Annotated in this window: 23 protein-coding genes; 18 read left to right on the forward strand and 5 right to left on the reverse strand. The window is 66.0% G+C overall.

The genetic code is table 11. From position 1 onward, the window contains the following. Positions 1-60 precede the first annotated feature (60 nt). The 11 genes from HWY37_RS27725 to ppa all read left to right on the forward strand — a co-directional run bounded on the left by HWY37_RS27725 (position 61) and on the right by ppa (position 9,933). Complete coding sequence (locus tag HWY37_RS27725; protein ID WP_175208317.1) at positions 61-663, forward strand: DUF2889 domain-containing protein; 603 nt, start codon at positions 61-63, stop codon at positions 661-663. A 10-nt stretch (positions 664-673) separates the two neighbouring features. Next, the gene (gene sucC, locus HWY37_RS27730) at positions 674-1,834 is read left to right on the forward strand and encodes an ADP-forming succinate--CoA ligase subunit beta (RefSeq protein ID WP_175208316.1); all 1,161 of its coding nucleotides are present in this window, start codon (positions 674-676) and stop codon (positions 1,832-1,834) included. A gap of 22 nt (positions 1,835-1,856) precedes the next feature. After that, on the forward strand, positions 1,857-2,738 hold the full coding sequence (gene sucD / locus HWY37_RS27735) for a succinate--CoA ligase subunit alpha (RefSeq protein ID WP_006388410.1): 882 nt from the start codon (positions 1,857-1,859) through the stop codon (positions 2,736-2,738). A 357-nt stretch (positions 2,739-3,095) separates the two neighbouring features. Continuing rightward, positions 3,096-3,794 carry a TerC family protein gene (locus HWY37_RS27740; RefSeq protein ID WP_175208315.1) on the forward strand — a complete coding sequence of 233 codons (699 nt, stop codon included), beginning with the start codon at positions 3,096-3,098 and terminating at the stop codon, positions 3,792-3,794. A gap of 110 nt (positions 3,795-3,904) precedes the next feature. Further along, the gene (locus HWY37_RS27745; protein ID WP_175208314.1) at positions 3,905-4,624 is read left to right on the forward strand and encodes a TerC family protein; all 720 of its coding nucleotides are present in this window, start codon (positions 3,905-3,907) and stop codon (positions 4,622-4,624) included. Beyond that, positions 4,611-4,733, forward strand: a complete 123-nt coding sequence (locus tag HWY37_RS27750) for a type II secretion system protein (RefSeq protein ID WP_176090294.1) — start codon at positions 4,611-4,613, stop codon at positions 4,731-4,733. The genes HWY37_RS27745 and HWY37_RS27750 overlap by 14 nt, the downstream gene beginning before the upstream one ends. 9 nt (positions 4,734-4,742) lie before the next feature. Then, a complete protein-coding gene (hemC, locus tag HWY37_RS27755; protein ID WP_175208313.1) occupies positions 4,743-5,690 on the forward strand; it encodes a hydroxymethylbilane synthase in 948 nt (315 codons plus the stop codon). Continuing rightward, complete coding sequence (locus HWY37_RS27760; RefSeq protein ID WP_175208312.1) at positions 5,690-6,508, forward strand: uroporphyrinogen-III synthase; 819 nt, start codon at positions 5,690-5,692, stop codon at positions 6,506-6,508. The genes hemC and HWY37_RS27760 overlap by 1 nt, the downstream gene beginning before the upstream one ends. 37 nt (positions 6,509-6,545) lie before the next feature. Continuing rightward, positions 6,546-7,739 (forward strand): uroporphyrinogen-III C-methyltransferase, encoded by a 1,194-nt coding sequence (locus tag HWY37_RS27765; RefSeq protein WP_175208311.1) that lies wholly within the window; start codon positions 6,546-6,548, stop codon positions 7,737-7,739. A 5-nt stretch (positions 7,740-7,744) separates the two neighbouring features. Then, positions 7,745-9,370 (forward strand): heme biosynthesis HemY N-terminal domain-containing protein, encoded by a 1,626-nt coding sequence (locus tag HWY37_RS27770; RefSeq protein WP_176090295.1) that lies wholly within the window; start codon positions 7,745-7,747, stop codon positions 9,368-9,370. A gap of 32 nt (positions 9,371-9,402) precedes the next feature. After that, a complete protein-coding gene (gene ppa, locus HWY37_RS27775; protein ID WP_175208309.1) occupies positions 9,403-9,933 on the forward strand; it encodes an inorganic diphosphatase in 531 nt (176 codons plus the stop codon). Here the strand turns inward: ppa and HWY37_RS27780 are convergent, their stop codons facing one another. The 4 genes from HWY37_RS27780 to HWY37_RS27795 form a co-directional block, all read right to left on the reverse strand. Beyond that, a complete protein-coding gene (locus tag HWY37_RS27780) occupies positions 9,934-10,755 on the reverse strand; it encodes an IclR family transcriptional regulator (RefSeq protein WP_176090296.1) in 822 nt (273 codons plus the stop codon). Between the two features lie 15 nt (positions 10,756-10,770). Next, on the reverse strand, positions 10,771-11,532 hold the full coding sequence (locus tag HWY37_RS27785; protein ID WP_176090297.1) for an SDR family oxidoreductase: 762 nt from the start codon (positions 11,530-11,532) through the stop codon (positions 10,771-10,773). Continuing rightward, complete coding sequence (locus HWY37_RS27790; protein ID WP_176090298.1) at positions 11,532-12,743, reverse strand: ABC transporter substrate-binding protein; 1,212 nt, start codon at positions 12,741-12,743, stop codon at positions 11,532-11,534. Before HWY37_RS27790 ends, HWY37_RS27785 begins: the two co-directional genes overlap by 1 nt. A 67-nt stretch (positions 12,744-12,810) precedes the next feature. Next, on the reverse strand, positions 12,811-13,209 hold the full coding sequence (locus HWY37_RS27795) for a cupin domain-containing protein (protein WP_175208305.1): 399 nt from the start codon (positions 13,207-13,209) through the stop codon (positions 12,811-12,813). A gap of 174 nt (positions 13,210-13,383) precedes the next feature. On the opposite strand from HWY37_RS27795, the gene HWY37_RS27800 reads away from it, so the two are divergent. The 7 genes from HWY37_RS27800 (at position 13,384) to HWY37_RS27830 (ending at position 18,871) form a co-directional block, all read left to right on the forward strand. After that, on the forward strand, positions 13,384-14,163 hold the full coding sequence (locus HWY37_RS27800) for an SDR family NAD(P)-dependent oxidoreductase (protein WP_176090299.1): 780 nt from the start codon (positions 13,384-13,386) through the stop codon (positions 14,161-14,163). 12 nt (positions 14,164-14,175) lie between these two features. Further along, positions 14,176-14,937 (forward strand): ABC transporter ATP-binding protein, encoded by a 762-nt coding sequence (locus HWY37_RS27805; protein WP_175208303.1) that lies wholly within the window; start codon positions 14,176-14,178, stop codon positions 14,935-14,937. Position 14,938: 1 nt separating this feature from the next. Further along, a complete protein-coding gene (locus HWY37_RS27810) occupies positions 14,939-15,631 on the forward strand; it encodes an ABC transporter ATP-binding protein (RefSeq protein ID WP_175208302.1) in 693 nt (230 codons plus the stop codon). Positions 15,632-15,644: 13 nt separating this feature from the next. Beyond that, positions 15,645-17,522 (forward strand): ABC transporter permease, encoded by a 1,878-nt coding sequence (locus tag HWY37_RS27815; protein ID WP_175208301.1) that lies wholly within the window; start codon positions 15,645-15,647, stop codon positions 17,520-17,522. Then, positions 17,522-17,824, forward strand: coding sequence for a Dabb family protein (locus HWY37_RS27820; RefSeq protein ID WP_175208300.1), 303 nt, complete (start codon positions 17,522-17,524; stop codon positions 17,822-17,824). The genes HWY37_RS27815 and HWY37_RS27820 overlap by 1 nt, the downstream gene beginning before the upstream one ends. A gap of 178 nt (positions 17,825-18,002) precedes the next feature. Continuing rightward, complete coding sequence (locus HWY37_RS27825) at positions 18,003-18,698, forward strand: fumarylacetoacetate hydrolase family protein (protein ID WP_175208299.1); 696 nt, start codon at positions 18,003-18,005, stop codon at positions 18,696-18,698. Between the two features lie 41 nt (positions 18,699-18,739). Next, positions 18,740-18,871, forward strand: coding sequence for an entericidin A/B family lipoprotein (locus HWY37_RS27830; RefSeq protein WP_042792660.1), 132 nt, complete (start codon positions 18,740-18,742; stop codon positions 18,869-18,871). A 72-nt stretch (positions 18,872-18,943) separates the two neighbouring features. Here the strand turns inward: HWY37_RS27830 and HWY37_RS27835 are convergent, their stop codons facing one another. Further along, the gene (locus HWY37_RS27835) at positions 18,944-20,650 is read right to left on the reverse strand and encodes a PhoH family protein (RefSeq protein WP_175208298.1); all 1,707 of its coding nucleotides are present in this window, start codon (positions 20,648-20,650) and stop codon (positions 18,944-18,946) included. Positions 20,651-20,677 lie beyond the last annotated feature (27 nt).

A 20,677-nucleotide genomic window follows, 5' to 3' on the forward strand; every position in this document is an offset into this window, starting at 1 on the left:
CTTTGAAGGTTTTGTTGCCGCGCACCATGCGCAGGCATCTTCGCCCCGCAGGCCCCAAGCATGCCCTTGCCACCGCCGGATTGTCCTCGTCAGCCTTTGCATACGCGTTCCATACGCGTGCAATCGTATGCGCGCGATGACGGGCTCTGGGACCTGGAAGCCGAGCTGATCGACGTCAAGGCGTACGATTTCCCCAAGCGCGACGGCGAGATGTTCCCGGCCGGACAACCCATCCACCACATGCACCTGCGCATCACCATCGACGAGAATTTCTCGATCGTGGCGGCGCAGGCCGTCTATGACGCCGCTCCCTATGGCGAGCATTGCATGGCCATCGAACCGGCTTACACTGATCTGATCGGAATGAACCTGCTCAAGGGGTTCCGCCGCCAGGTAAAGGAGCGGTTCGGGCACGTGGCGGGCTGCACGCACATGACCGAGCTGTCGCAGGTGCTACCCACCGCGGCGGTGCAGACCATGGCCAACCGCCGGCGGCAGGAAAACAACCCGAACCGGCGTCCATTCCAACTGGACGGCTGCCACGCGCTCAGCACTCGCGGCCCGGTGGTGGCTGAGCACTATCCCAAGTGGTACACCGGGGGTAGCGCTGAGGCATCGGCCGATTCGTCCTCCGATTCACCTTCTTTTTCTCATACGTCCTGACAGGTAACACATGAAAATCCACGAGTATCAAGGCAAGGAACTGCTGAAGCAATTTGGCGTCCCCGTGCCGCGCGGGATTCCCGCTCTTTCCGTCGACGAGGCCGTGGCTGCCGCTGAAAAGCTGGGTGGACCGGTGTGGGTCGTCAAGGCGCAAATCCACGCGGGTGGCCGCGGCAAGGGCGGCGGCGTGAAGCTGGCGCGCTCGCTGGACGACGTCCGCAAGCTGGCCTCGGAAATCCTGGGCATGCAGCTGATCACGCACCAGACCGGCCCGGAAGGCCAGAAGGTCCGCCGCCTGTACATCGAAGACGGCGCTGACATCCAGAAGGAATACTACGTGTCGCTGGTCACCGACCGCGCCACCCAGAAGGTCGCCTTCATCGCCTCCAGCGAAGGCGGCATGGACATCGAGGAAGTGGCCCACTCCACTCCCGAGAAGATCATCACCGAATACATCGACCCGCTGACCGGCCTGTCCGCTGAGCAAGCCACCAAGATCGCCAACGCGATCGGCCTGCCCGCCGACTCGACCGCCCAGGCCGTGGACGTGTTCCAGAAGCTCTACAAGTGCTACATGGACACCGACGCCTCCCTGGTCGAAATCAACCCGCTGAACCGCGACAGCAAGGGCAACATCATCGCCCTGGACGCCAAGTTCAACTTCGACTCCAACGCCCTGTTCCGTCATCCGGAAATCGTCGCCTACCGCGACCTGGACGAAGAAGATCCGGCTGAAATCGAAGCCAGCAAGTTCGACCTGGCCTACATCCAGCTCGACGGCAACATCGGCTGCCTGGTGAACGGCGCCGGTCTGGCCATGGCCACCATGGACACCATCAAGCTGTTCGGCGGCGAGCCGGCCAACTTCCTGGACGTCGGCGGCGGCGCCACGGCCGAGAAGGTCACCGAAGCCTTCAAGATCATGCTCAAGAACAAGAGCGTGAAGGCCATTCTGGTCAACATCTTCGGCGGCATCATGCGCTGCGACGTCATCGCCGAAGGCGTGATCGCCGCTTGCAAGGCCGTCAACCTGAACGTGCCGCTGGTCGTCCGCATGAAGGGCACCAACGAAGAACTCGGCAAGAAGATGCTGGCTGAATCGGGCCTGCCCATCATCAGCGCCGACACGATGGCTGAAGCCGCCACCCGCGTCGTAGCCGCCGTCAAGTAAAGAAAAATCCAAGGATTCACAAATGTCGATTCTGATCAACAAGGACACCAAGGTCATCACCCAGGGCATCACGGGCAAGACGGGTCAGTTCCACACCCGCATGTGCCGTGAGTACGCCAATGGCAAAGCCGCCTTCGTGGCCGGCGTTAACCCCAAGAAGGCGGGTGAAGACTTCGAAGGCGTGCCGATTTTCGCTTCGGTGAAGGACGCCAAGGCTGATACCGGCGCGACCGTGTCCGTCATTTACGTGCCGCCCGCGGGCGCCGCCGCCGCCATCTGGGAAGCCGTCGAGGCCGAACTGGATCTGGTGATCTGCATTACCGAAGGCATCCCCGTCCGCGACATGCTGGAAGTCAAGAACCGCATGAAGGCCAAGGGCAGCAAGACCCTGCTGCTGGGCCCGAACTGCCCGGGTCTGATCACCCCCGACGAAATCAAGATCGGCATCATGCCGGGCCACATCCACCGCAAGGGCCGCATCGGCATCGTCAGCCGTTCGGGCACCCTGACGTACGAAGCCGTGGCGCAAGTCACCGAGCTGGGCCTGGGTCAATCCAGCGCCGTCGGCATCGGCGGCGACCCCATCAACGGCCTGAAGCACGTCGACGTGCTGAAGATGTTCAACGACGATCCCGACACCGACGCCGTCATCATGATCGGCGAAATCGGCGGTCCGGACGAAGTCAACGCGGCGCAGTGGGCCAAGGACAACATGAAGAAGCCGGTGGTCGGCTTCATCGCCGGTGTCACCGCTCCTCCCGGAAAGCGCATGGGCCACGCCGGCGCGCTGATCTCCGGCGGCGCCGACACTGCCGACGCCAAGCTGGAAGTCATGGAAGCTTGCGGCATCCGCACCACGCGCAACCCCTCCGAAATGGGCAAGCTGCTCAAGTCGGTGCTGTAAACAACTACAGGCCAGGCGTTCGGATGCGTTTCGCGTCCGGCGCCCGCGGCCCGCTGGCGGAAGCTCCTGTCCTGGCGTCAAACCCCTGATTTCCAGCGACCGGCATCCGCCGCCCCAAGCCCGCTACGGCGGGCTTTTTTTCGTTCTTTTTTTGCGTGGTCCTAGGGAAATCCCGTGTCCATGCCGCGGCCTGGCAATCCTACGGAAAGCTGAACGAAACTATAATGAAAGAAATTCCAGGCGTACCAAGCAAGAATGCCGTCGGGCTCGCACCAAGACGGTCAGTACGTTTTTTTCATCTTATTTCACCCATTCATTTGGTTCGTCCTAGGGGGATCACACCTAGGAAAGAGAGGCATGGAACTTAGTTCAGCGGCATTCTGGATAGCGTTGCTCCAGATCATTTGGGTCAACATCCTGCTATCGGGCGACAACGCCGTGGTTATTGCGCTGGCGGCGCGCTCGTTGCCCCCGGCCCAACAAAAGAAAGCGATCGTCATCGGTTCCGCCGCAGCGATCATCATGCGTATCGTGCTGACGCTGGTTGCCGCCAAGCTGCTGTTGCTGCCGTGGCTCAAGCTGATCGGCGCGTTGCTCCTGGTCTACATTGGCGTGACGCTGCTGTTGCCCGAGGGCGAAGAAGATGGCGCGGGCAAGACGCAGGGCAATCTGTTGACCGCGATCCGCACTATCATGATTGCCGACCTGGTCATGAGCCTGGACAACGTAGTGGCGGTCGCCGCCGCGGCGATGGGCGATACGACCTTGCTGGTATTGGGCCTGGCCATCAGCATTCCGCTGGTCATCTTCGGCAGCACGCTGCTCCTGAAGGTCATCGAGCGCTTCCCGATCATCGTCTGGGTGGGCGCGGCGCTGCTGGGTTTCATCGCGGGCGAACTGCTCGTGGGCGATCCGGCTTTGGAAGAACCCGTGGCACGCATCGATGCGGCCCTGGGAATCACGCAGCATAGCTTTGCGCTGATGACGGGCGTGCTGGGCGCGGTGCTGGTGCTGGCTATCGGCAAAGTTTTGCTGATGCGGCAGAAAGCTGACTGAAAGCTGAATTATACTAATAAGTTGTACTGAATAAGCCCGCCGCGCTCTGCGCGGCGGGTCGGCCGGACCGGGACCGGCCATTCTTCTCATAATGCCTTCGGGGGTTCATAGTGCTTGAGTTTTTCCAGACGCTGAGTTGGGCAGCGGTATTCCAGATCATCCTCATCGACATCCTGCTTGGCGGCGACAACGCGGTCGTGATCGCGCTGGCCTGCCGCAATCTGGCGCCCAAGCAGCGCATGCAAGGCATCCTGTGGGGTACCGCGGGCGCGATCATCCTGCGTGTGGTCCTGATTGCCTTCGCCCTGACCCTGCTGTCCATCCCCTTCCTCAAGGTCGTAGGCGGTCTGCTGCTGGTCTGGATCGGCGTCAAGCTCCTGGTTCCCGAAGACGATGCCCACGGCAACGTGAAGGGCGGCACATCCATCGCCGCCGCGATCAAGACCATCATCATCGCGGACTTCGTGATGAGCCTGGACAACGTGATCGCCATTGCCGGCGCGGCCCAGAACGCCCACGCCGACCATCAGATCGGCCTGGTCGCCTTCGGCCTGATCGTCAGCGTGCCCATCATCATCTGGGGCAGCACCCTGGTGCTCAAGCTCATCGACCGCTATCCGCTGGTGGTTACCTTTGGCGCGGCTTTGCTCGGCTGGATCGCTGGCGGCATGCTGATCACTGACGTGGTTGTCGAACGTCAATTCGGCGTTCAGCCCGCTGCGGTTAAAATTGGCGCAGAAATCATTGGCGCCTTGCTGGTTGTTGTCCTTGGACGGTGGCTGGCAAGCCGCAAAACCGCTTCCAAGGAATCAGCACATGAGTCTGCGTAGATCCACCGATCCCCAGCAATCCGAATCGGGCATGAGCCTCCTTCAGGGCCTGTTCGTGCTGGCCATCCTCGGGGTGGTCGCGACGGTCATCGTCTCCAATTTTGTTTGATGCCGTCTCGTGTCTCTACCGCAACGCCTGGTCATCGCGACCCGCGCCAGCCGGCTTGCCCTGTGGCAAGCCGAGCATGTGCGCGACCGGCTGCGCACGCTGTACCCGGCGTGCGCGGTTGAGCTTCTCACCCTGACGACCCGAGGCGATCAGATCCTCGACCGCACGCTCTCCAAGGTGGGCGGCAAGGGTCTCTTCGTCAAGGAACTCGAAAACGCGCTGCTCGACGGGCGGGCCGATCTGGCCGTGCACTCCTTGAAGGACGTGCCGGTGGATCTGCAGGCCCCGTTCGAGCTTTGCGCCGTCCTCGATCGCGCGGATCCGCGCGATGCCTTCGTCTCCAATAGCCATGACACGCTGGCCGACCTGCCGGCGGGCGCCGTCGTCGGCACCTCCAGCCTGCGCCGCGAATCCCAGATCCGCGCGCGTTACCCCGCGCTGGTGGTGAAGCCGCTGCGCGGCAATCTCGACACGCGCCTGGGCAAGCTGGACAAGGGCGAATACGACGCCATCGTGCTGGCCGCCGCCGGCCTGGAGCGCCTGGGCCTGGGTTCGCGCATCCGCAGCCTGCTCGAGCCCGCCGACAGCCTGCCCGCAGCCGGGCAGGGCGCCCTGGGCATCGAGATCCGCGACGACCGCGACGACATGCGCGCCTGGCTGGCGCCGCTGATCAGCGCCGACACTACCTCCTGTGTGGTGGCCGAGCGTGCCGTTTCCCGCAAATTGGGCGGATCCTGTCAGGTGCCCCTGGCGGCTTACGCCGAGATCGCGGACGGCACCCTGTCGCTGCGCGCGCTGGTGGCCTCGCCGGACGGCGTGCGCATGGTCCGCACGGCCCGTAGCGGCCCCGTGGCCGAGGCCCAGGCCATCGGCGAAGCCGCGGCGCAGGCGCTGCTGCACGATGGCGCGCAGGACATCCTGCGCGAACTGCTGCAAGACGAACCCAGGCCGGACTGATGGCCATGGCGTCCGCTGCCGCCGGGAAGCCGCGGGTCGCCATCCTGACGCGGCCCGAGGGCCGCAACGAGGCGCTGGCTAGCCTTCTGGCCGGCGCCGGCTGGACCCCTTGCATTCTTCCCGCGCTGGAAATCCAGGCCTTGCCGGCTTCGGCTGGCGGGCCGCCGCGCCCCTACGACTACGACATGGTCGTGTTCGTCAGCGGCAACGCGGCCAGGCTGTACCTGGACCAATGGGCCCAGGCCGACGGGCCGGGCTCCTGGCCGGCTGGCGTCATCGCCGCCACCGTCGGACCCGCCAGCGCCCAGGCGCTGCGTGCAAGCGCCTGTTTTGGCGCGAATACAACAGTTCTGCATCCGCCCGAAAGCGCTCCCAGCCACGATTCAGAGGCCCTCTGGGACGTGTTGCAGGACTTGCCCGGCCTGCCTGCCCGCGTGCTGCTGGTGCGCGGCACGCAGGGCAGGGACTGGCTGGGCGACAAGCTCGAGGCGCACGGCGTGGCCGTGACGCGTTACGCCGCCTACCTGCGCCGTCCCGCAAGCTGGGACGCGGACCAGGTGGCCAGCCTGCGGCGCTGGGCCGCCGCGGGCGTGCCGGCCACCTGGCTGATTACCAGCGGCGAAGGCGCGGATGCGGTGCGTGCCGGTCTGGACGCAATCGGCCTGGCGGACTGGTGGCGCCGCTGTGGCTTCGTGCTCACGCATCCCTCCCTGGAGCGGCGCGTGCCACAGGCCTGTCATGAAGGTGGGGCGCGGCCGATGGTAAAAATCTGCTTGCCCAACGACGAGTCGATTTTCCAGGCTTTTGTTGCTGCTTGATTCGTTGCTTCGGACCGACACCGAATACAATCGCGTCATGACAGACAAGACTCCCGCTACCGATCCGGTCGTTCCTTCGACCGCCCCGGGCGCAAGCGCGCCCGCATCGGCCCCGGCCGATTCCGTCAAGGCCCGCCCGGCCAAGCGCGGCAGTGGCCCCCTGGTCCCCGCGCTCATCATCGTCATCCTGCTTGCAGCCGGCCTGGGCTACGCCCTCTGGATGCAGCGTACCCAGTTCGTGTCCGCTGGTCGCGAGGTCGCCACGCGTCTGGACGCGCTGAACGCCGAAGTCGCGCAAGCGCGCAAGGACTCGCGCGAAGCCCTGGCCCTGGCGCAAGCCCAGGCCGGTCGCCTCGGCGAACTCGAAGACACCGTGCGTGAAACGCAAAGCCAGTACAACGCCCTGCAACTGGCCTGGCAGAACTTCAACGACAGCGCCAGCGACGAACTGCTCGCCAACGACGTCGAACGTCTGCTGACCATCGCGAACCAGCAGCTGCGTCTGGCCGGCAACGTTTCCAACGCCATCGTCGCGCTGGAAACGGCGCAATCGCGCCTGGCCCGCGCCGACCGGCCGCGCTTCTCCAGCCTGCAGCAAGCCATCAACGGCGACCTGGACCGCCTGCGCGCGGTGTCCACCGTGGACATCCCTGCACAGTCGGCCCGCATCGACCGCCTGGTGGCGCTGATCGGCAAGGCGCCCCTGCTGGTGCCGGACGCCGCCGCCCCGGGCGTGGCTCCCGCCGGCGAAAGCGCTCCCGCCGCCGCGCCGGCGCCGACGGTCGACCCCTTGGCCGGTCTGCCTGCTGATGCGCCCTGGTGGCAGCGCTGGCGCGCCGAGATGGCCTCCTGGCCCGGCCGCGCGGGCTCGGCCCTGGCGCATGAGCTGGGCGGCCTGATCACGATCCAGCGCGTGGACGAACCCGCAGCCCTGCTGCTGTCGCCCGACCAGGCCGACCAGGTGCGCGGCACGCTGCGCCAGCGCCTGCTGACGGCGCAGCTGGCCATGCTGATGCGCCAGCCCGCCGTCTGGAAGAGCGAACTCGACAACGTCGGCGTGACGCTCGCCAAGTACTTCGACAACCGTTCCCCCGACACCGTCGCCGCCCAGACGCTGGCGCGCGAACTGGCGCAGACCGACATCGCCGTGCGCATGCCGGAAGTGGCCGACAGCCTGAACGCCGTGGCTGCGCTGCGCGCCGCGGGCTTCAAGACTAGCGGGCAGGACTGAGGCTTATGCGTACCTGGTTCTGGACACTGCTGCTTGCCGTAGTCGCCGTCGCCCTGGCGGTGGTGCTGCGCTCACACTCCGGCAACGTGCTGTTGCTGGTCTGGCCCTGGCGCATCAGCATGTCGCTGACGCTGGCGGTCCTGCTGATCGTGGCGGCCTTCGTCGTGTTGTACGTGGGCCTGCGCCTGCTGGCATGGCTGCTGGCCATCCCCGACCGCGTGCGGGCCTGGCGCGGCAAGCGCGCCCAGGCGCGCGACCACGAACTGCTGGAGCGCGGTTGGATCGGGCTGCTGGAAGGCCGTTACACCACCGCCGAAAAGGACCTGACCAAGCTGCTGGACCAGACCAAGGTCCAGACGCGCCGCGTGCTGGCGGCCTTGTCGGCGGCCCGCGCCGCGCATGGCCTGGGTGAATTCGACCGCCGTGACCGCCTGCTGGCGACCGCGCAGGAGCACGCCGGCGCCGACGCCGGCCTGATCGAAGCCACCGCCACGGTATCGGCCGACATGCTGCTGGACCAGGGCCGCGCCGAGCGCGCGCTGGCGGTGCTGGAGCCTTTGGCCGACGGCGGCGCGCGCCATCTGCACACCATGCGCCTGCTGCTGCGCGCGCACGCCGCGCTGCATCACGACGAGCAGGTCTTCACTCTGGCCCGCGGCCTGGTGCGACGCAATGCCCTGGCCCGTTCCGAAGCCGACCAACTGATCGACGCTTCCGGTTCGGCGCGCCTGCGCGCGGCCGCCGCCGGCGGCGGCGATGCCTGGCGCGCGATCTGGAAGGACCTGAAGGCCGAGGAACGGCTGTTGCCGGAAATTGCGCTGGCGGGCGCGGCTGCCTTCGAGGCTGCCGGCGAAGCCAGCGAAGCCGCCCGCGTGCTGGAAGCCGCGATCGGCGTGAAGTTCAACCCTGCCCTGGTGGCGGCCTACGCCCGTTGCGAATCCGAACAGGTCTCGCGCCGGCTGGCCCGCGCCGAAACCTGGCTGCAGCAGCGGCCCACCGATCCGGACCTGCTCACCGCGCTGGGCATGCTGTGCCTGAACGGCCAGCTCTGGGGGCAGGCCGAACGCTATCTGCTGCGCAGCCTCAGCCGCCGCAGCGATGCGCAGACGCATGCCTTGCTGGGCAGCCTGTACGACCGCCTGGACCGTCCCGCCGACGCGGTGCGCCACTGGCGCCTGGCGACGGCGGCCAGCATGGCGCTGCCGGTGCTGGCGGCGGACGCCGCCTTGCCGGCCGCCGACACCGGTTCGGATCCCTACCGCGTGGACGCCGAAGGCGGCTATGCCGTGGGCCTGTCCGATACCGACAGCGACGCCGAACTCGGCGGCGACTATCCAGCGCTGCCGCCGGCCGTGGCGGCTTCGGTCTCCGATTACGTGCTGGATCCGGACGCGCGCATCAACAAAGAGCAGCGCGACCGCGCGCTGGCCCCCGAGGATGCGCCGCTGGCTGGCGGCGGCACCTCCGACATCGACGAGTACTTCGACAGCGCCCCGATTCCGGCGGCGGCTTTCGATGACCCCGTGCCCACGTATGCGCCGGCAACGCCCGCGACAGGCTCCAAGCCTGCGCCGGCCGCCGCGCCCGTGCCGGCAACCAAGCCGCCGTTCAAGGACGACGGCTCGATTTGAACAATCCTTCAGACACACAACAAGGTTGAATCATGAGTCTTGATCGCGTCTCCCCTGGCAAGAAGCTGCCGGAAGACTTCAACGTCATCATCGAAATCCCCATGAACGCCGACCCGGTGAAGTACGAGGTCGACAAGGACACGGGCGCGATTTTCGTTGACCGCTTCATGCTGACCGCCATGCACTACCCGTGCAACTACGGCTACATCCCGCAAACCCTGTCCGAAGACGGCGACCCCGCCGACGTGCTGGTGCTGACCCCGTTCCCGATCCAGATCGGCGCGGTCGTGCGCTGCCGCGCCATCGGCGTGCTGGAAATGGACGACGAGTCGGGCGGCGACGCCAAGCTGCTGGCCGTGCCGATCGAAAAGCTGTACCCCCCGTACCGCAACATCAAGTCCTACGAAGATCTGCCGGCGGAAGACATCGCCCGCATCCAGCACTTCTTCGAGCACTACAAGGACCTGGAAAAGGGCAAGTGGGTCAAGGTCAAGGGCTGGAAGGGCCTGGACGCCGCGCACGAGGAAATCGTCCGCAGCGCCGAGCGCTACAGCAAGGCTTGATCAGGCCTTCGATTTAGCAAGTGTTTTGATGCGGCGCGGCCGCGACGGCATGATGCCGATCGCCGCCGCGCCGTTGCTTTGCGGGGCCTGCAGGTTGTGCGACACCTGCGCGGCTGCGACCTGGATGCGGGCCTGCAGTATCTCCAGCCGCTCGGGCGAGGTACGGGCAGCGGCGGCGATGAACACCAGGCTGCCGACCACCTTCTGTTCCGGACTGAATATGGCCGAGCCTATGCCTATCAGCCCGGGATCGACCTCGCCGTGCGACACGTACACGCCCGCCGCGCGCAGCCGCTTCAGGTTGGCGCGGAACTCGTCCCAGTCTTCACCCAGCCCGGCCTCGCGGATTTCCGCCGCATGCCACAGCATCAGGTTGCGCAGCTGGTACGGCGGCAGGTTCGCCAGGATGGGCTTGGCCGTGGCGCCGTGGAACATGGTGTACGGACGGCCGCGCGCGTAACTGGATTCGACGGAGTCGTCGGTCCAGTAGCGGTCCACGCACATGACCTTGTCGCCGTAGTAGTTGCACAGCATCAGGTTGGCATGGAGCTCGTCGCCGGTGGCGCGCATGACGTCGCGCGCCGCGCGCATCAAGGGATCGTGGCGCCGCAAGTGGCGGTCCAGCTCGATGATGCGCGAGCCCAGTACATACGCGCCGCCCGAGGTGGGCGCCAGCAGCCCGCTCTCGGTCAGCGACTTCAGGTAGCGGTAGGCCGTGGCGCGCGAGCAATCCAGATGCGCCATGACGTCTTCCTGGAACGCGGCGGTGGTGTCGTCGCGAAAGAGGTCGAGGATGGACAGCATGCGGTCTGGAGTGCTCATTGCGGGAGGGCGCGCCTAGTGAATGTGGAAGCCGCCGTTGACGTCGACCACGATGCCGGTTGAATAGGAGGACAGGTCCGAGGCCAGGAAGAGTATGGCCTGGGCGACTTCGGCGGGCGAGCCGAAGCGCTGAAGCGGAATGCCCTGTTTGAGTTCTTGTTCCCAATTTTCGCCGAATTTCCCCAGCGTCATGTCCGTTTCGATGATGCCCGGGGCGACGCAATTGGCGCGCACCCCGCGAGGCCCCAGTTCCCGGGCCAGCGCCTTGGTGAAACTGACGACGCCGCCCTTGGAGGCCGCGTAGTGCGAACCGCCCAGCAGGCCGCCGCCGCGCAGGGCCGCGGTGGAGCCCAGGTTGACGATGGCGGGGCGCTTCGGGCTTTGCAGCAATTCGGGCAACGCCGCGTGCGTGACGTTGTAGGTGCCGGTCAGGTTCACTTCGACCATGCGCCGGAACTCGTCCTCGGGCAGGTCCCAGATGCGGGTGGCCGCGACGATGCCGGCGTTGTTGACCAGCACGTCGATGCCGCCGAGCGCTTCCTTCGCCCGCGCCACTGCCGCCTCGCAGGAGGCGGCGCGCGACACGTCGCAATGCAGGTCGACCCGGCCCGCGGCCAGCGCCGCGCCGGCCCCCTCTGGATAAGCCTGGTCCAGCACGGCCACCGTGGCGCCTTGCGCGATGAAGAGGTCGACGATGGCGGCGCCTATGCCGCGGGGGTTGGCGCCCCCCGTGACAATGGCGCGCTTGCCGGCCAGCAGTCCAAGCGCGCCGCCCATCACGACTTCACCAGCGGGCAGCCGCCATCCTTCAGCGGACGGAAGGCCTGTTCGGCGGGAATCTTGCGGACCAGGTTGTAGTAGTCCCAGTCGCGTTTGGATTCCGAGGGCTTCTTGACCTGGAACAGATAGAGGTCGCGCATGACGCGGCCATCTTCGCGGATGCGGCCGTTCTCGGTCATGAAGTCATTGATGGGCGTTTCATGCATCTTCTTCAGCACCGGCTCGGAAGCGTCGGTGCCAGCCGCCTTGACGGCGTTCAGGTAGTGCATGGTGGCGCTGTAGTTGCTGGCCTGGACCATGGACGGCATGCGGCCGGTGCGCTTGAAGTAGCGTTCGGACCATTGCCGCGCCTTGTCGTCCTGGTCCCAGTAGAAGGGTTCCACCAGGTTCAGGCCCTGCGCGTATTCCAGCCCCACGCTGCGCACGTCCACGATGCTCATGAACAGGGCGGCCACGCGTTGCTTGCTGCCCATGATGCCGAATTCGAAGGCCTGCTTGATGCTGTTGATGGTGTCGCCGCTGCCGTTGGCCAAACCGATCACCTGGGCCTTGGAGGCCTGCGCCTGCAGCAGGTACGAGGAGAAGTCGGCGCTGGCGATGGGATGGCGCACGCTGCCGACCACCTGTCCGCCCTTGGCCTTGACGACCGCCATGGCGTCGCGTTCGAGCGAATGGCCGAAGGCGTAGTCGGAGGTGATGAAGTACCAGCTCTTGCCGCCGTCTTCCGTGACGCCGCTGGCCACGCCGGTGGCGTAGGCGTAGGTGTCGTAGGTCCAGTGCATGCCGTTGGGCGAGCAGGCCTTGCCGGTCAGGTCGGCCGAGCCGGCGCTGGTGAAGATCACCACGCGCTTCATCTGGCGGGTCAGGTCCTGCACCGCCAGCGCGATGGCGGAGTTGGGCACGTCCAGGATCAGGTCCACCTTGTCGTTCTCGTACCAGCGGCGCGCGGTCGCCACGCCGATGTCGACCTTGTTCTGGTGGTCGGCCGAGATCACCTCGATGGGCTTGCCGAGCACGGTGCCGCCGAAATCCTCGACAGCCATCTTCACGGCTTCCACGCCGAACTTGCCGGACAGGTCGGCCATCATGCCGGACTGGTCGCCCAGCACGCCGATCTTCACGACGTCGTCCGACACTTGCGCCTGCGCGGACACGGACAGGGCGCCGAGCACGCAGGCGGCCAGGCTGTTCTTCAAACGGGTCTTCATGGGTATGTCTCCTCGGGGGCAGATTGCTTGCGCGCCGTCCTGTGCCGGGCGGTCGCGCGGATTCGGCTTATTCCAGCGTCTGGCCGGCGTAGGCGTCGATGAACATATTGGGTTTCAGGAAAAAGCTGAGCACCAGGGCGCCGTTGGGTGCGCGCGCCACGTGCCGGTTGCCGCGCGGACGCCACACGTAGTCGCCGGCGCAGACCTCGCCCTCGGCATCGACGATCGAGCCCTCCAGCACGAAGGTCTGCTCGACCTCCACGTGTTCATGCAAGGGCAGCTCGGTGCCGGGCTGCCAGCGGAACAGGGCGGTGAGCAGCCCGGTGTCCTTGTCCTGCATCAGTACCTTCATGTCTATGCCTTCCACTTGCGTGGGCTTCCAGGGCAGTTCGGCAACCTTGAGGAAGCGCGAAGCCAGGGGCGGCAAGGCGTTGGCTGCGGGGCAGCCGGGAGTTTCCAGGGCCATGATGTCTCCTACCAGAACTCTTTATGAGAGATAAAGAAAAAATCTTGTTATTGAGTGTTTAAAAATAGTCGCGTATATTGAGATTTATGTCAATCATGTTTTCGCCGGACGGAAGCATGCAGCGACGCAGGCCGGACCAAGAAATCCGGCGCATATAAAACCAAGGAGACAAGCTTGAAACACGACTATCTGGACCGCACGTTCGGTCTGGCGGGGCGCGTCGCGCTGGTGACTGGCGCCGCAAGGGGGTTGGGCTATGCCATCGCGCGGGCATTGGGCCAGGCGGGCGCCCAGGTGGTAATCAATGACCTGTCCGGCGAGGCCTGCAGCGCCGCCTGCGAAAAGCTGGCGGCGGAGGGCATCAAGGCCCACGGCGCGCCTTTCGACGTCGCGGATGAGCAGGCGGTGGCCGCTGCCGTGGCACAGCTGGAAAGCGCCGGCTTGGCGATCGACGTGCTGGTCAGCAATGCCGGCAACCAGAACCGCAAGCCGGTGGTGGAGATGAGTTCCGCCGAATGGCAGGCCTTGCAGAACGTGCACGTCAATGGCGCCTTCCATTGCGCGCGCGCCGTATTGCCCGGCATGGGCAAGCGCGGCTTCGGCCGCATCGTGCTGATGTCGTCCGTGGCGGGGCAGGCGACCATGCCCAACATCGCCGCCTATGCCACCGCCAAGGGCGCGATCGCCGCCTTCGCCCGCGCGCTGGCGGTGGAATACGGCGCCAGCGGCATCACCTGCAACGCGCTTGCGCCCGGCTTCGTGCGCACCGATTTCACGCAGGGGCTGCAGGACAATCCGCAATTCCAGTCCTTCCTGGCCTCGGCGGTGCCGGCGGGCCGCTGGGCCGCGCCGGAAGACATCGCTCCGGCGGTGGTCTACCTGGCTTCGGCGGCCGCCTCCTTCGTCAACGGAAACGTCCTGGCGATCGACGGCGGCCTGCTGGCCCGCATGTAGGAGAGCGCTGCCATGAGCACCCAAGCGGTCCTGTCCGCGCAGGGGTTGATCAAGCGGTTCGGCGGCTTCAACGCCGTCGACGGCGTGTCCCTGTCCTTGCGCGAAGGCTCCATCCACGCCTTGATCGGCCCCAACGGCGCAGGCAAAACGACCTGCTTCAACCTGCTGACCAAGTTCCTCACGCCCGATGCGGGCGTCATCCACTATCGCGGCCGCGACATCACTTCACTGGCGCCCGAGCAGATCGCGCGGCTGGGCATCGTCCGCTCGTTCCAGATATCCGCCGTGTTCCTGGGCCTGACGGTGCTGCAGAACATGCGCGTGGCGCTGATGCGCCAGCACGGCGACGGCTGGCGCTTCTGGCGCAGCCGCAGCAGCGTCGACCGCCTGAACGGGCGCGCCATGGAGCTGCTGGACGCGGTCGGCCTGACCGGACTGGCGGATACCACGGCCGCGCTGCTGCCCTACGGCCGCAAGCGCGCGCTGGAAATCGCGATGACCCTGGCGCTGGAGCCGGAAATCATGCTGCTGGACGAACCCATGGCCGGACTGGGACAGGAAGACGTGACCCGCATCGCCGCGCTGATCCGGCGCGCGTCGGCCAACCGCAGCATCCTGATGGTCGAGCACAACCTGTCGGTGGTGGCGGACCTGTCCGACACCATCACGGTGCTGGCGCGCGGCGCGGTGCTGGCCCAGGGCGACTATGCCACCGTGTCGAGCGACGAGCGCGTGATCACGGCATACATGGGCTCGGACGAGGAGGCGCACTGAGATGCTGGCTATCAAGGACCTCAACGCCTGGTATGGCGAATCCCACGTGCTGCACGGCGTGGACCTGGAAGTGCAGCGTGGCGAGCTCGTCACCATCCTGGGCCGCAACGGCGCCGGCAAGACCACGACGCTGCGCGCCATCATGGGCATCCTGGACAAGCGCCGCGGCTCCATCCGCCTCAACGGCCAGGAGACGGTGGGCATGGCGCCGCACCGCATTCCCCGGCTGGGCGTGGTGTATTGCCCGGAAGAGCGGGCCGTGTTCCGCAGTCTGAACGTGACCGAGAACCTGCTGCTGCCGCCGCGCCTGGCCGATGGCGGCATGTCGCTGGAAGAGATCTACACGCTGTTTCCCAACCTGCGCGAACGCAGCGACAGCTCCGGCGGGAACCTGTCGGGCGGCGAACAGCAGATGCTGGCGATCGCGCGCATCCTGCGCACCGGCGCCCAGCTTATCCTGCTGGACGAGCCCACCGAAGGCCTCGCGCCGGTCATCGTGCAGCAGATCGGGCAGGCCATCCGCACCTTGAAGGAGCGGGGCTTCACCATCGTGCTGGTCGAGCAGAACTTCCGTTTCGCGACCAAGGTGGCGGACCGCCACTACGTCATGGAGCACGGCTGCGTGGTCGACCAGCTGTCGGCGGAAGAAGCGCGCAACGATCCGGAGCGGATCAAGCGCCGCCTGGGCGTCTGAGGGGAGAATCCACGTGTTCGAAATTTTCGGCGTGCCGTCCACGGCACTATTCGGTCAGCTCCTGCTCGGCCTGATCAACGGCTCGTTCTACGCCTTGCTGTCGATCGGCCTGGCGGTGATCTTCGGCCTGTTGAACATCATCAACTTCGCCCATGGCGCGCAGTACACGGCGGGCGCGTTCCTGGCCTGGATGCTGCTGAACTACCTGGGCGTGAACTACTGGGCCGCGCTGGTGCTGGTGCCGCTCATCATGGCCGTGTTCGCCATCGTGGTCGAGCGCCTGCTGATCTCGCGCACCTACCGCATGGATCACCTGTACGGCCTGCTGCTGACCTTCGGCATCGCGCTGCTGATCGAAGGCGGGCTGCGGCAGGCCTACGGCGTGTCGGGGCTGCCCTACACGATACCCAAGGCGCTGACCGGCGGCATCAACCTGGGCTTCATGTTCCTGCCCTGGTACCGCGGCTGGGCCGTGGCGGTGTCTCTGGTGCTGTGCCTGGCGGTCTGGGTGCTGATCGAGAAGACCCGCGTGGGCGCGATGTTGCGCGCCGCCACCGAGAATCCCACGGTGGTGCGCTCCTTCGGCATCAACGTGCCGCTGCTGATCACGCTGACCTATGCGCTGGGCGTGGCATTGGCGTCGGTGGCGGGCGTGATCGCAGCGCCCATCTACCAGGTCAGCCCGATGATGGGTTCCAACCTGGTGGTGATCGTGTTCGCGGTGGTGGTTATCGGCGGCATGGGCTCGATCATGGGCGCCATCGTCAGCGGCTTCGGGCTGGGCATCATCGAAGGCCTGACCAAGGTGTTCTATCCCGAGGCCGCCAACCTGGCGATCTTCATCATCATGGTGCTGGTGCTGCTTTGCAAGCCGGCCGGCCTGTTCGGCAAGCCCCTGCAGGTGCAGAACGTGCTGGCGGCCGAGGCGACCCGCGAGCCGGTGCAGCTGAGCCGCGGCGGCATGCGCATCGCGATGGCGGCGCTGGCCGTGGCGGCGCTGGTCGCGCCCTGGTTCATCTACCCGACCTTCCTGATGAAGGTGCTGTGCTTCGCGCTGTTCGCGGCGGCGTTCAACCTGCTGGTCGGCTACGTGGGCCTGCTGTCCTTCGGCCACGCCGCGTTCTTCGGCGCGGCCGCCTATGCGACCGGCATCGTGATGAAACTGTTGAGCGCCACGCCCGAGCTCGGCCTCTTGGCCGGGGTGCTGACCGGCGGCTTGCTGGGCCTGGCCTTCGGCGCCATCGCCATCCGGCGCCAGGGAATCTACTTCGCGATGATCACGCTGGCGCTGTCGCAGCTGGTCTACTTCATCGCGGTCCAGGCTGGCTTCACCGGCGGCGAGGACGGCCTGCAGAGCGTGCCGCGCGGCAAGCTGTTCGGCGTCTTCGACCTGGAGGGCGTGATGCCGATGTACTACTTCACGCTGCTGGTGTTCGCGCTGGGCTATGCCTTCGTGCTGCGCGTGCTGAATTCGCCCTTCGGCGAAGTGATTCGCTCGGTGCGCGACAACGAGCAGCGGGCTCGCTCGCTGGGGTATTCCACCTCGCGCTACAAGCTGATGGCCTTCACGCTGTCGGCCTCGGTGGCGGGGCTGGCCGGCGGCCTGAAGGTGCTGGTGTTCGGCGTGGCCTCGCTGACGGACGTGCACTGGCACGCCAACGGCGAAGTGGTGCTGATGGCGCTGCTGGGCGGCATCGGCACCGTGTTCGGTCCGCTGGCGGGCGCCTTCACCTTCGTGTCGCTGCAGAACTACCTGGCGCCGCTGGGGTCGTGGGTGCTCATCGTCCAGGGCGCGATCTTCGTGCTTTGCGTGCTTCTGTTCCGTGACGGCATCATGGGGCTGGTCTCGCGGGCCTGGCTGGCGCTCACCCGCTCGAAAAAGGAATCCTGATGTTCTTGCATGTCGTAATGCTGCAACTGTCCGACGCCGCCGACGCGCGGTTCCATGATCGCGTCCAGGGCTATTGCCAGCGGATCCTGGCCGAATGCGAAGGGGTGGCGGGCTATGCCTTCCGGCCCAACGTGGCCAGCCGTTCGGATGGCCTGACCCATGCCGTGGTGGCGGCGTTCGCGGACGGCCCGGCGCATGACCGCTACCAGGTCTCTGCCGCGCACCAGGAAATGAAGGCCTACATGGCAGGCTTCATCGAGCGCCTGGTGGTGTACGACGGGGAAATTCCTACTTTCAGCTGAATGCTCGGGGTCGCGCCGCGCTCTCCGGAAAGGGATAAACTCGCGGATGACTTTTCATCGTCCGGCCCGCCTCCAGGAGAGGCGGCCTCGCTGCCTTTCCGGGTGGCGGGAGCCTCGCAGGGCTGGCTGTTTTCTTGTGCCGGATTCCGGCCACGCATTCTTCATAGGTCGATTGAACATGGACTACGTATTGCCTCCTCAGCCGCCCGTGGCGGTTCCCGTTGCCGGCAGCGCCGCGCTGTTCCCGGTGCGCCGCGTGTATTGCGTCGGCCGCAACTACGCCGAACACGCCAAGGAAATGGGCTTCACCGGCCGCGAGGATCCGTTCTTCTTCTGCAAGCCCGCCGATGCGGTGCTGAGCGTGGCCGACGGCGAAACCGGCAAGATGCCGTATCCGCCCAAGACCTCCAATCTGCACTATGAAATGGAACTGGTGGTGGTGCTGGGCAAGGGCGGCCGCGACATTCCGGTCGAACAGGCCAACGATTGCGTGTGGGGTTACGCGCTGGGCCTGGACATGACCCGCCGCGACCTGCAAGGCGAAATGAAGAAGCAGGGCCGTCCCTGGGAAATCGGCAAGGCCTTCGACCTGTCCGCGCCGCTGGGTCCGATCCACCCGCGCAGCGTCGTCGGCACCCTGGAAAAGGGCGCCATCTGGCTGGACGTTAACGGCCAGCGCAAGCAGTCCAGCGACATCTCGCAGATGCTGTGGAACGTGCCGGAAAGCATCTCCTACCTGTCCGGCCTGTTCGAGCTGCAACCCGGCGACATCATCTTCACCGGCACGCCTGAGGGCGTGGGCGCCGTGCTGCAAGGCGACGTGATCACCGGCGGCGTCGAAGGCCTGGGCGAACTGCGCGTCCAGATCGTTTAAAGTACGCACCGGTTTCATCCCACCACTTCAGGAGCGCCAGCATGCGCAGCAAGATCGTGCTGACCGCCTTTGTCGTGTTCGGCTTCGTCCTCGCCGGTTGCAATACCGTCGCGGGCATGGGCAAGGACATGTCCAAGGCTGGCAACGCCATCACCAACGCCGCCGACAAGTAATCGCAGTCGGCGCGGCGGTAAAAAAAAGCCCCTTGAGCAATCAAGGGGCTTTTTTCATTACGGGACAAGGAGTTACAGCACGTCCCCGGCGTAGTCCGCCAGGCGCGAACGTTCGCCGCGCTGCAGCGTCACGTGTCCCGAGTGCGGCCAGCCCTTGAAGCGGTCGACCACGAACGTCAGGCCGGAACTGCCTTCGGTCAGGTAGGGCGTATCGATCTGGGCGATGTTGCCCAGGCAGATCACCTTGGTGCCGGGACCGGCGCGCGTGACCAGGGTCTTCATCTGCTTGGGCGTCAGGTTCTGCGCTTCGTCGATGATGAGGTACTTGTTCAGGAAGGTGCGGCCGCGCATGAAGTTCAGGGATTTGACCTTGATGCGCGAGCGGATCAGGTCCATGGTGGCGGCGCGCCCCCAGTCCCCGTTGCCTTCGCCTTCGCCCATGTTGAGGACGTCCAGGTTGTCTTCCAGGGCGCCCATCCAGGGCAGCATCTTCTCTTCTTCCGTGCCCGGCAGGAAACCGATGTCTTCGCCGACGGGCACCGTGACGCGGGTCATGATGATCTCGGTATAGCGCTTGGTTTCCAACACCTGCGTGATGCCCGCGGCCAGCGCCAGCAGCGTCTTGCCGGTGCCCGCCTGGCCCAGCAGCGACACGAAGTCGCATTCCGGGTTCATCAGCAGGTTCATGGCGAAGTTCTGCTCGCGGTTGCGCGCCGTGATGCCCCAGACATTGTTCTTGCCGTGGGTGTAGTCGCGCAGCGTCGCCAGCACCGCCATCTTGCCGCTGACCTCGCGCACCTGCGCGTACAGGGGCATCTGGCCTTCGAAGTAGACGAACTGGTTGACCACGAACTGCGAGCATAGCGGGCCATGGATGCGGTAGAAGGTGGTGCCGCCCTGTTGCCAGGATTCGACGTCCTTGCCGTGCTTGTTCCAGAAGTCCTCGGGCAGCTGCATCACGCCCGAATACATCAGGTCCGAGTCTTCCATGACATGGTCGTTGAAGTAGTCTTCAGCGGCCATGCCCAGCGCGCGCGCCTTCAGGCGCATGTTGATGTCCTTGGACACCAGCACGACTTCGCGTTGCGGGTATTTTTCCTGCAGGGCGCGCACCACGCCCAGGATCTGGTTGTCGGCCTTGCCCATGGGCAGGTCCGAGGGCAGGGTGCTGTGGATCGCGGTCGTCTGGAACATCAGGCGGCCGGTGGCGTCCTTGTTGCCCAGCTTGGTCAGCTCCAGCCCTTCGTCGAGCTGGGTCGCGTCCTGCACCAGGGCATCCAGCGAGCGGCTGACCTGGCGCGCGTTGCGCGCCACTTCAGACATGCCTTTCTTCTGGTGGTCCAGCTCTTCGAGCGTCATCATCGGCAGGAAGATGTCGTGCTCTTCGAAGCGGAACAGCGAGCTGGGGTCGTGCAGCAGCACATTGGTGTCCAGCACGAACAGCTTGCGCGGCTCGTTCTGGGCGCGCGCCTTGGCGCGTTTGCTTGGAGCCGGGGCGGCCTTGGCGCGGCGCGTCTCGGCGCGCGGGGCAGGGGCTGCGGGGGGCGGCGGCGGCACCTGGCGGGCAGGAGCCGGGATCTGCGCCTTGCGGGCCGGGGCGGCCAAGCCGTCGAGTTCGGGCTGGACGAGCAACTCGTTGTCGTCGTCCTCGGCGAGGACTGCCTGGGTGCTGGACCGCGCAGCGGCGGTCTTGGTGCTACGGGCCTGCGCCCGGGCGGATTCGCCCGAGGGGAAGGTCAGGATGGCTGCGGGACGGGTGGGCAACTTCGGAAGCGGCATATTTGTCACTCTCCAGTGTGGGCCGGC

The organism is Achromobacter anxifer (assembly GCF_903652925.1).
GTDB lineage: Bacteria > Pseudomonadota > Gammaproteobacteria > Burkholderiales > Burkholderiaceae_B > Achromobacter > Achromobacter anxifer.

Coding starts and splice junctions, on each gene's coding strand:
- HWY37_RS27780 (WP_176090296.1), bottom strand. CDS start 10,755: ATGAGCACTCCAGACCGCATGCTGTCCATCCTCGACCTCTTTCGCGAC.
- HWY37_RS27805 (WP_175208303.1), top strand. CDS start 14,176: ATGAGCACCCAAGCGGTCCTGTCCGCGCAGGGGTTGATCAAGCGGTTC.
- ppa (WP_175208309.1), top strand. CDS start 9,403: ATGAGTCTTGATCGCGTCTCCCCTGGCAAGAAGCTGCCGGAAGACTTC.
- HWY37_RS27725 (WP_175208317.1), top strand. CDS start 61: ATGCCCTTGCCACCGCCGGATTGTCCTCGTCAGCCTTTGCATACGCGT.
- HWY37_RS27785 (WP_176090297.1), bottom strand. CDS start 11,532: ATGGGCGGCGCGCTTGGACTGCTGGCCGGCAAGCGCGCCATTGTCACG.
- HWY37_RS27810 (WP_175208302.1), top strand. CDS start 14,939: ATGCTGGCTATCAAGGACCTCAACGCCTGGTATGGCGAATCCCACGTG.
- HWY37_RS27820 (WP_175208300.1), top strand. CDS start 17,522: ATGTTCTTGCATGTCGTAATGCTGCAACTGTCCGACGCCGCCGACGCG.
- HWY37_RS27740 (WP_175208315.1), top strand. CDS start 3,096: ATGGAACTTAGTTCAGCGGCATTCTGGATAGCGTTGCTCCAGATCATT.
- sucC (WP_175208316.1), top strand. CDS start 674: ATGAAAATCCACGAGTATCAAGGCAAGGAACTGCTGAAGCAATTTGGC.
- HWY37_RS27830 (WP_042792660.1), top strand. CDS start 18,740: ATGCGCAGCAAGATCGTGCTGACCGCCTTTGTCGTGTTCGGCTTCGTC.
- sucD (WP_006388410.1), top strand. CDS start 1,857: ATGTCGATTCTGATCAACAAGGACACCAAGGTCATCACCCAGGGCATC.
- HWY37_RS27760 (WP_175208312.1), top strand. CDS start 5,690: ATGGCCATGGCGTCCGCTGCCGCCGGGAAGCCGCGGGTCGCCATCCTG.
- HWY37_RS27825 (WP_175208299.1), top strand. CDS start 18,003: ATGGACTACGTATTGCCTCCTCAGCCGCCCGTGGCGGTTCCCGTTGCC.
- HWY37_RS27835 (WP_175208298.1), bottom strand. CDS start 20,650: ATGCCGCTTCCGAAGTTGCCCACCCGTCCCGCAGCCATCCTGACCTTC.
- HWY37_RS27765 (WP_175208311.1), top strand. CDS start 6,546: ATGACAGACAAGACTCCCGCTACCGATCCGGTCGTTCCTTCGACCGCC.
- HWY37_RS27795 (WP_175208305.1), bottom strand. CDS start 13,209: ATGGCCCTGGAAACTCCCGGCTGCCCCGCAGCCAACGCCTTGCCGCCC.
- HWY37_RS27790 (WP_176090298.1), bottom strand. CDS start 12,743: ATGAAGACCCGTTTGAAGAACAGCCTGGCCGCCTGCGTGCTCGGCGCC.
- HWY37_RS27750 (WP_176090294.1), top strand. CDS start 4,611: ATGAGTCTGCGTAGATCCACCGATCCCCAGCAATCCGAATCGGGCATG.
- HWY37_RS27770 (WP_176090295.1), top strand. CDS start 7,745: ATGCGTACCTGGTTCTGGACACTGCTGCTTGCCGTAGTCGCCGTCGCC.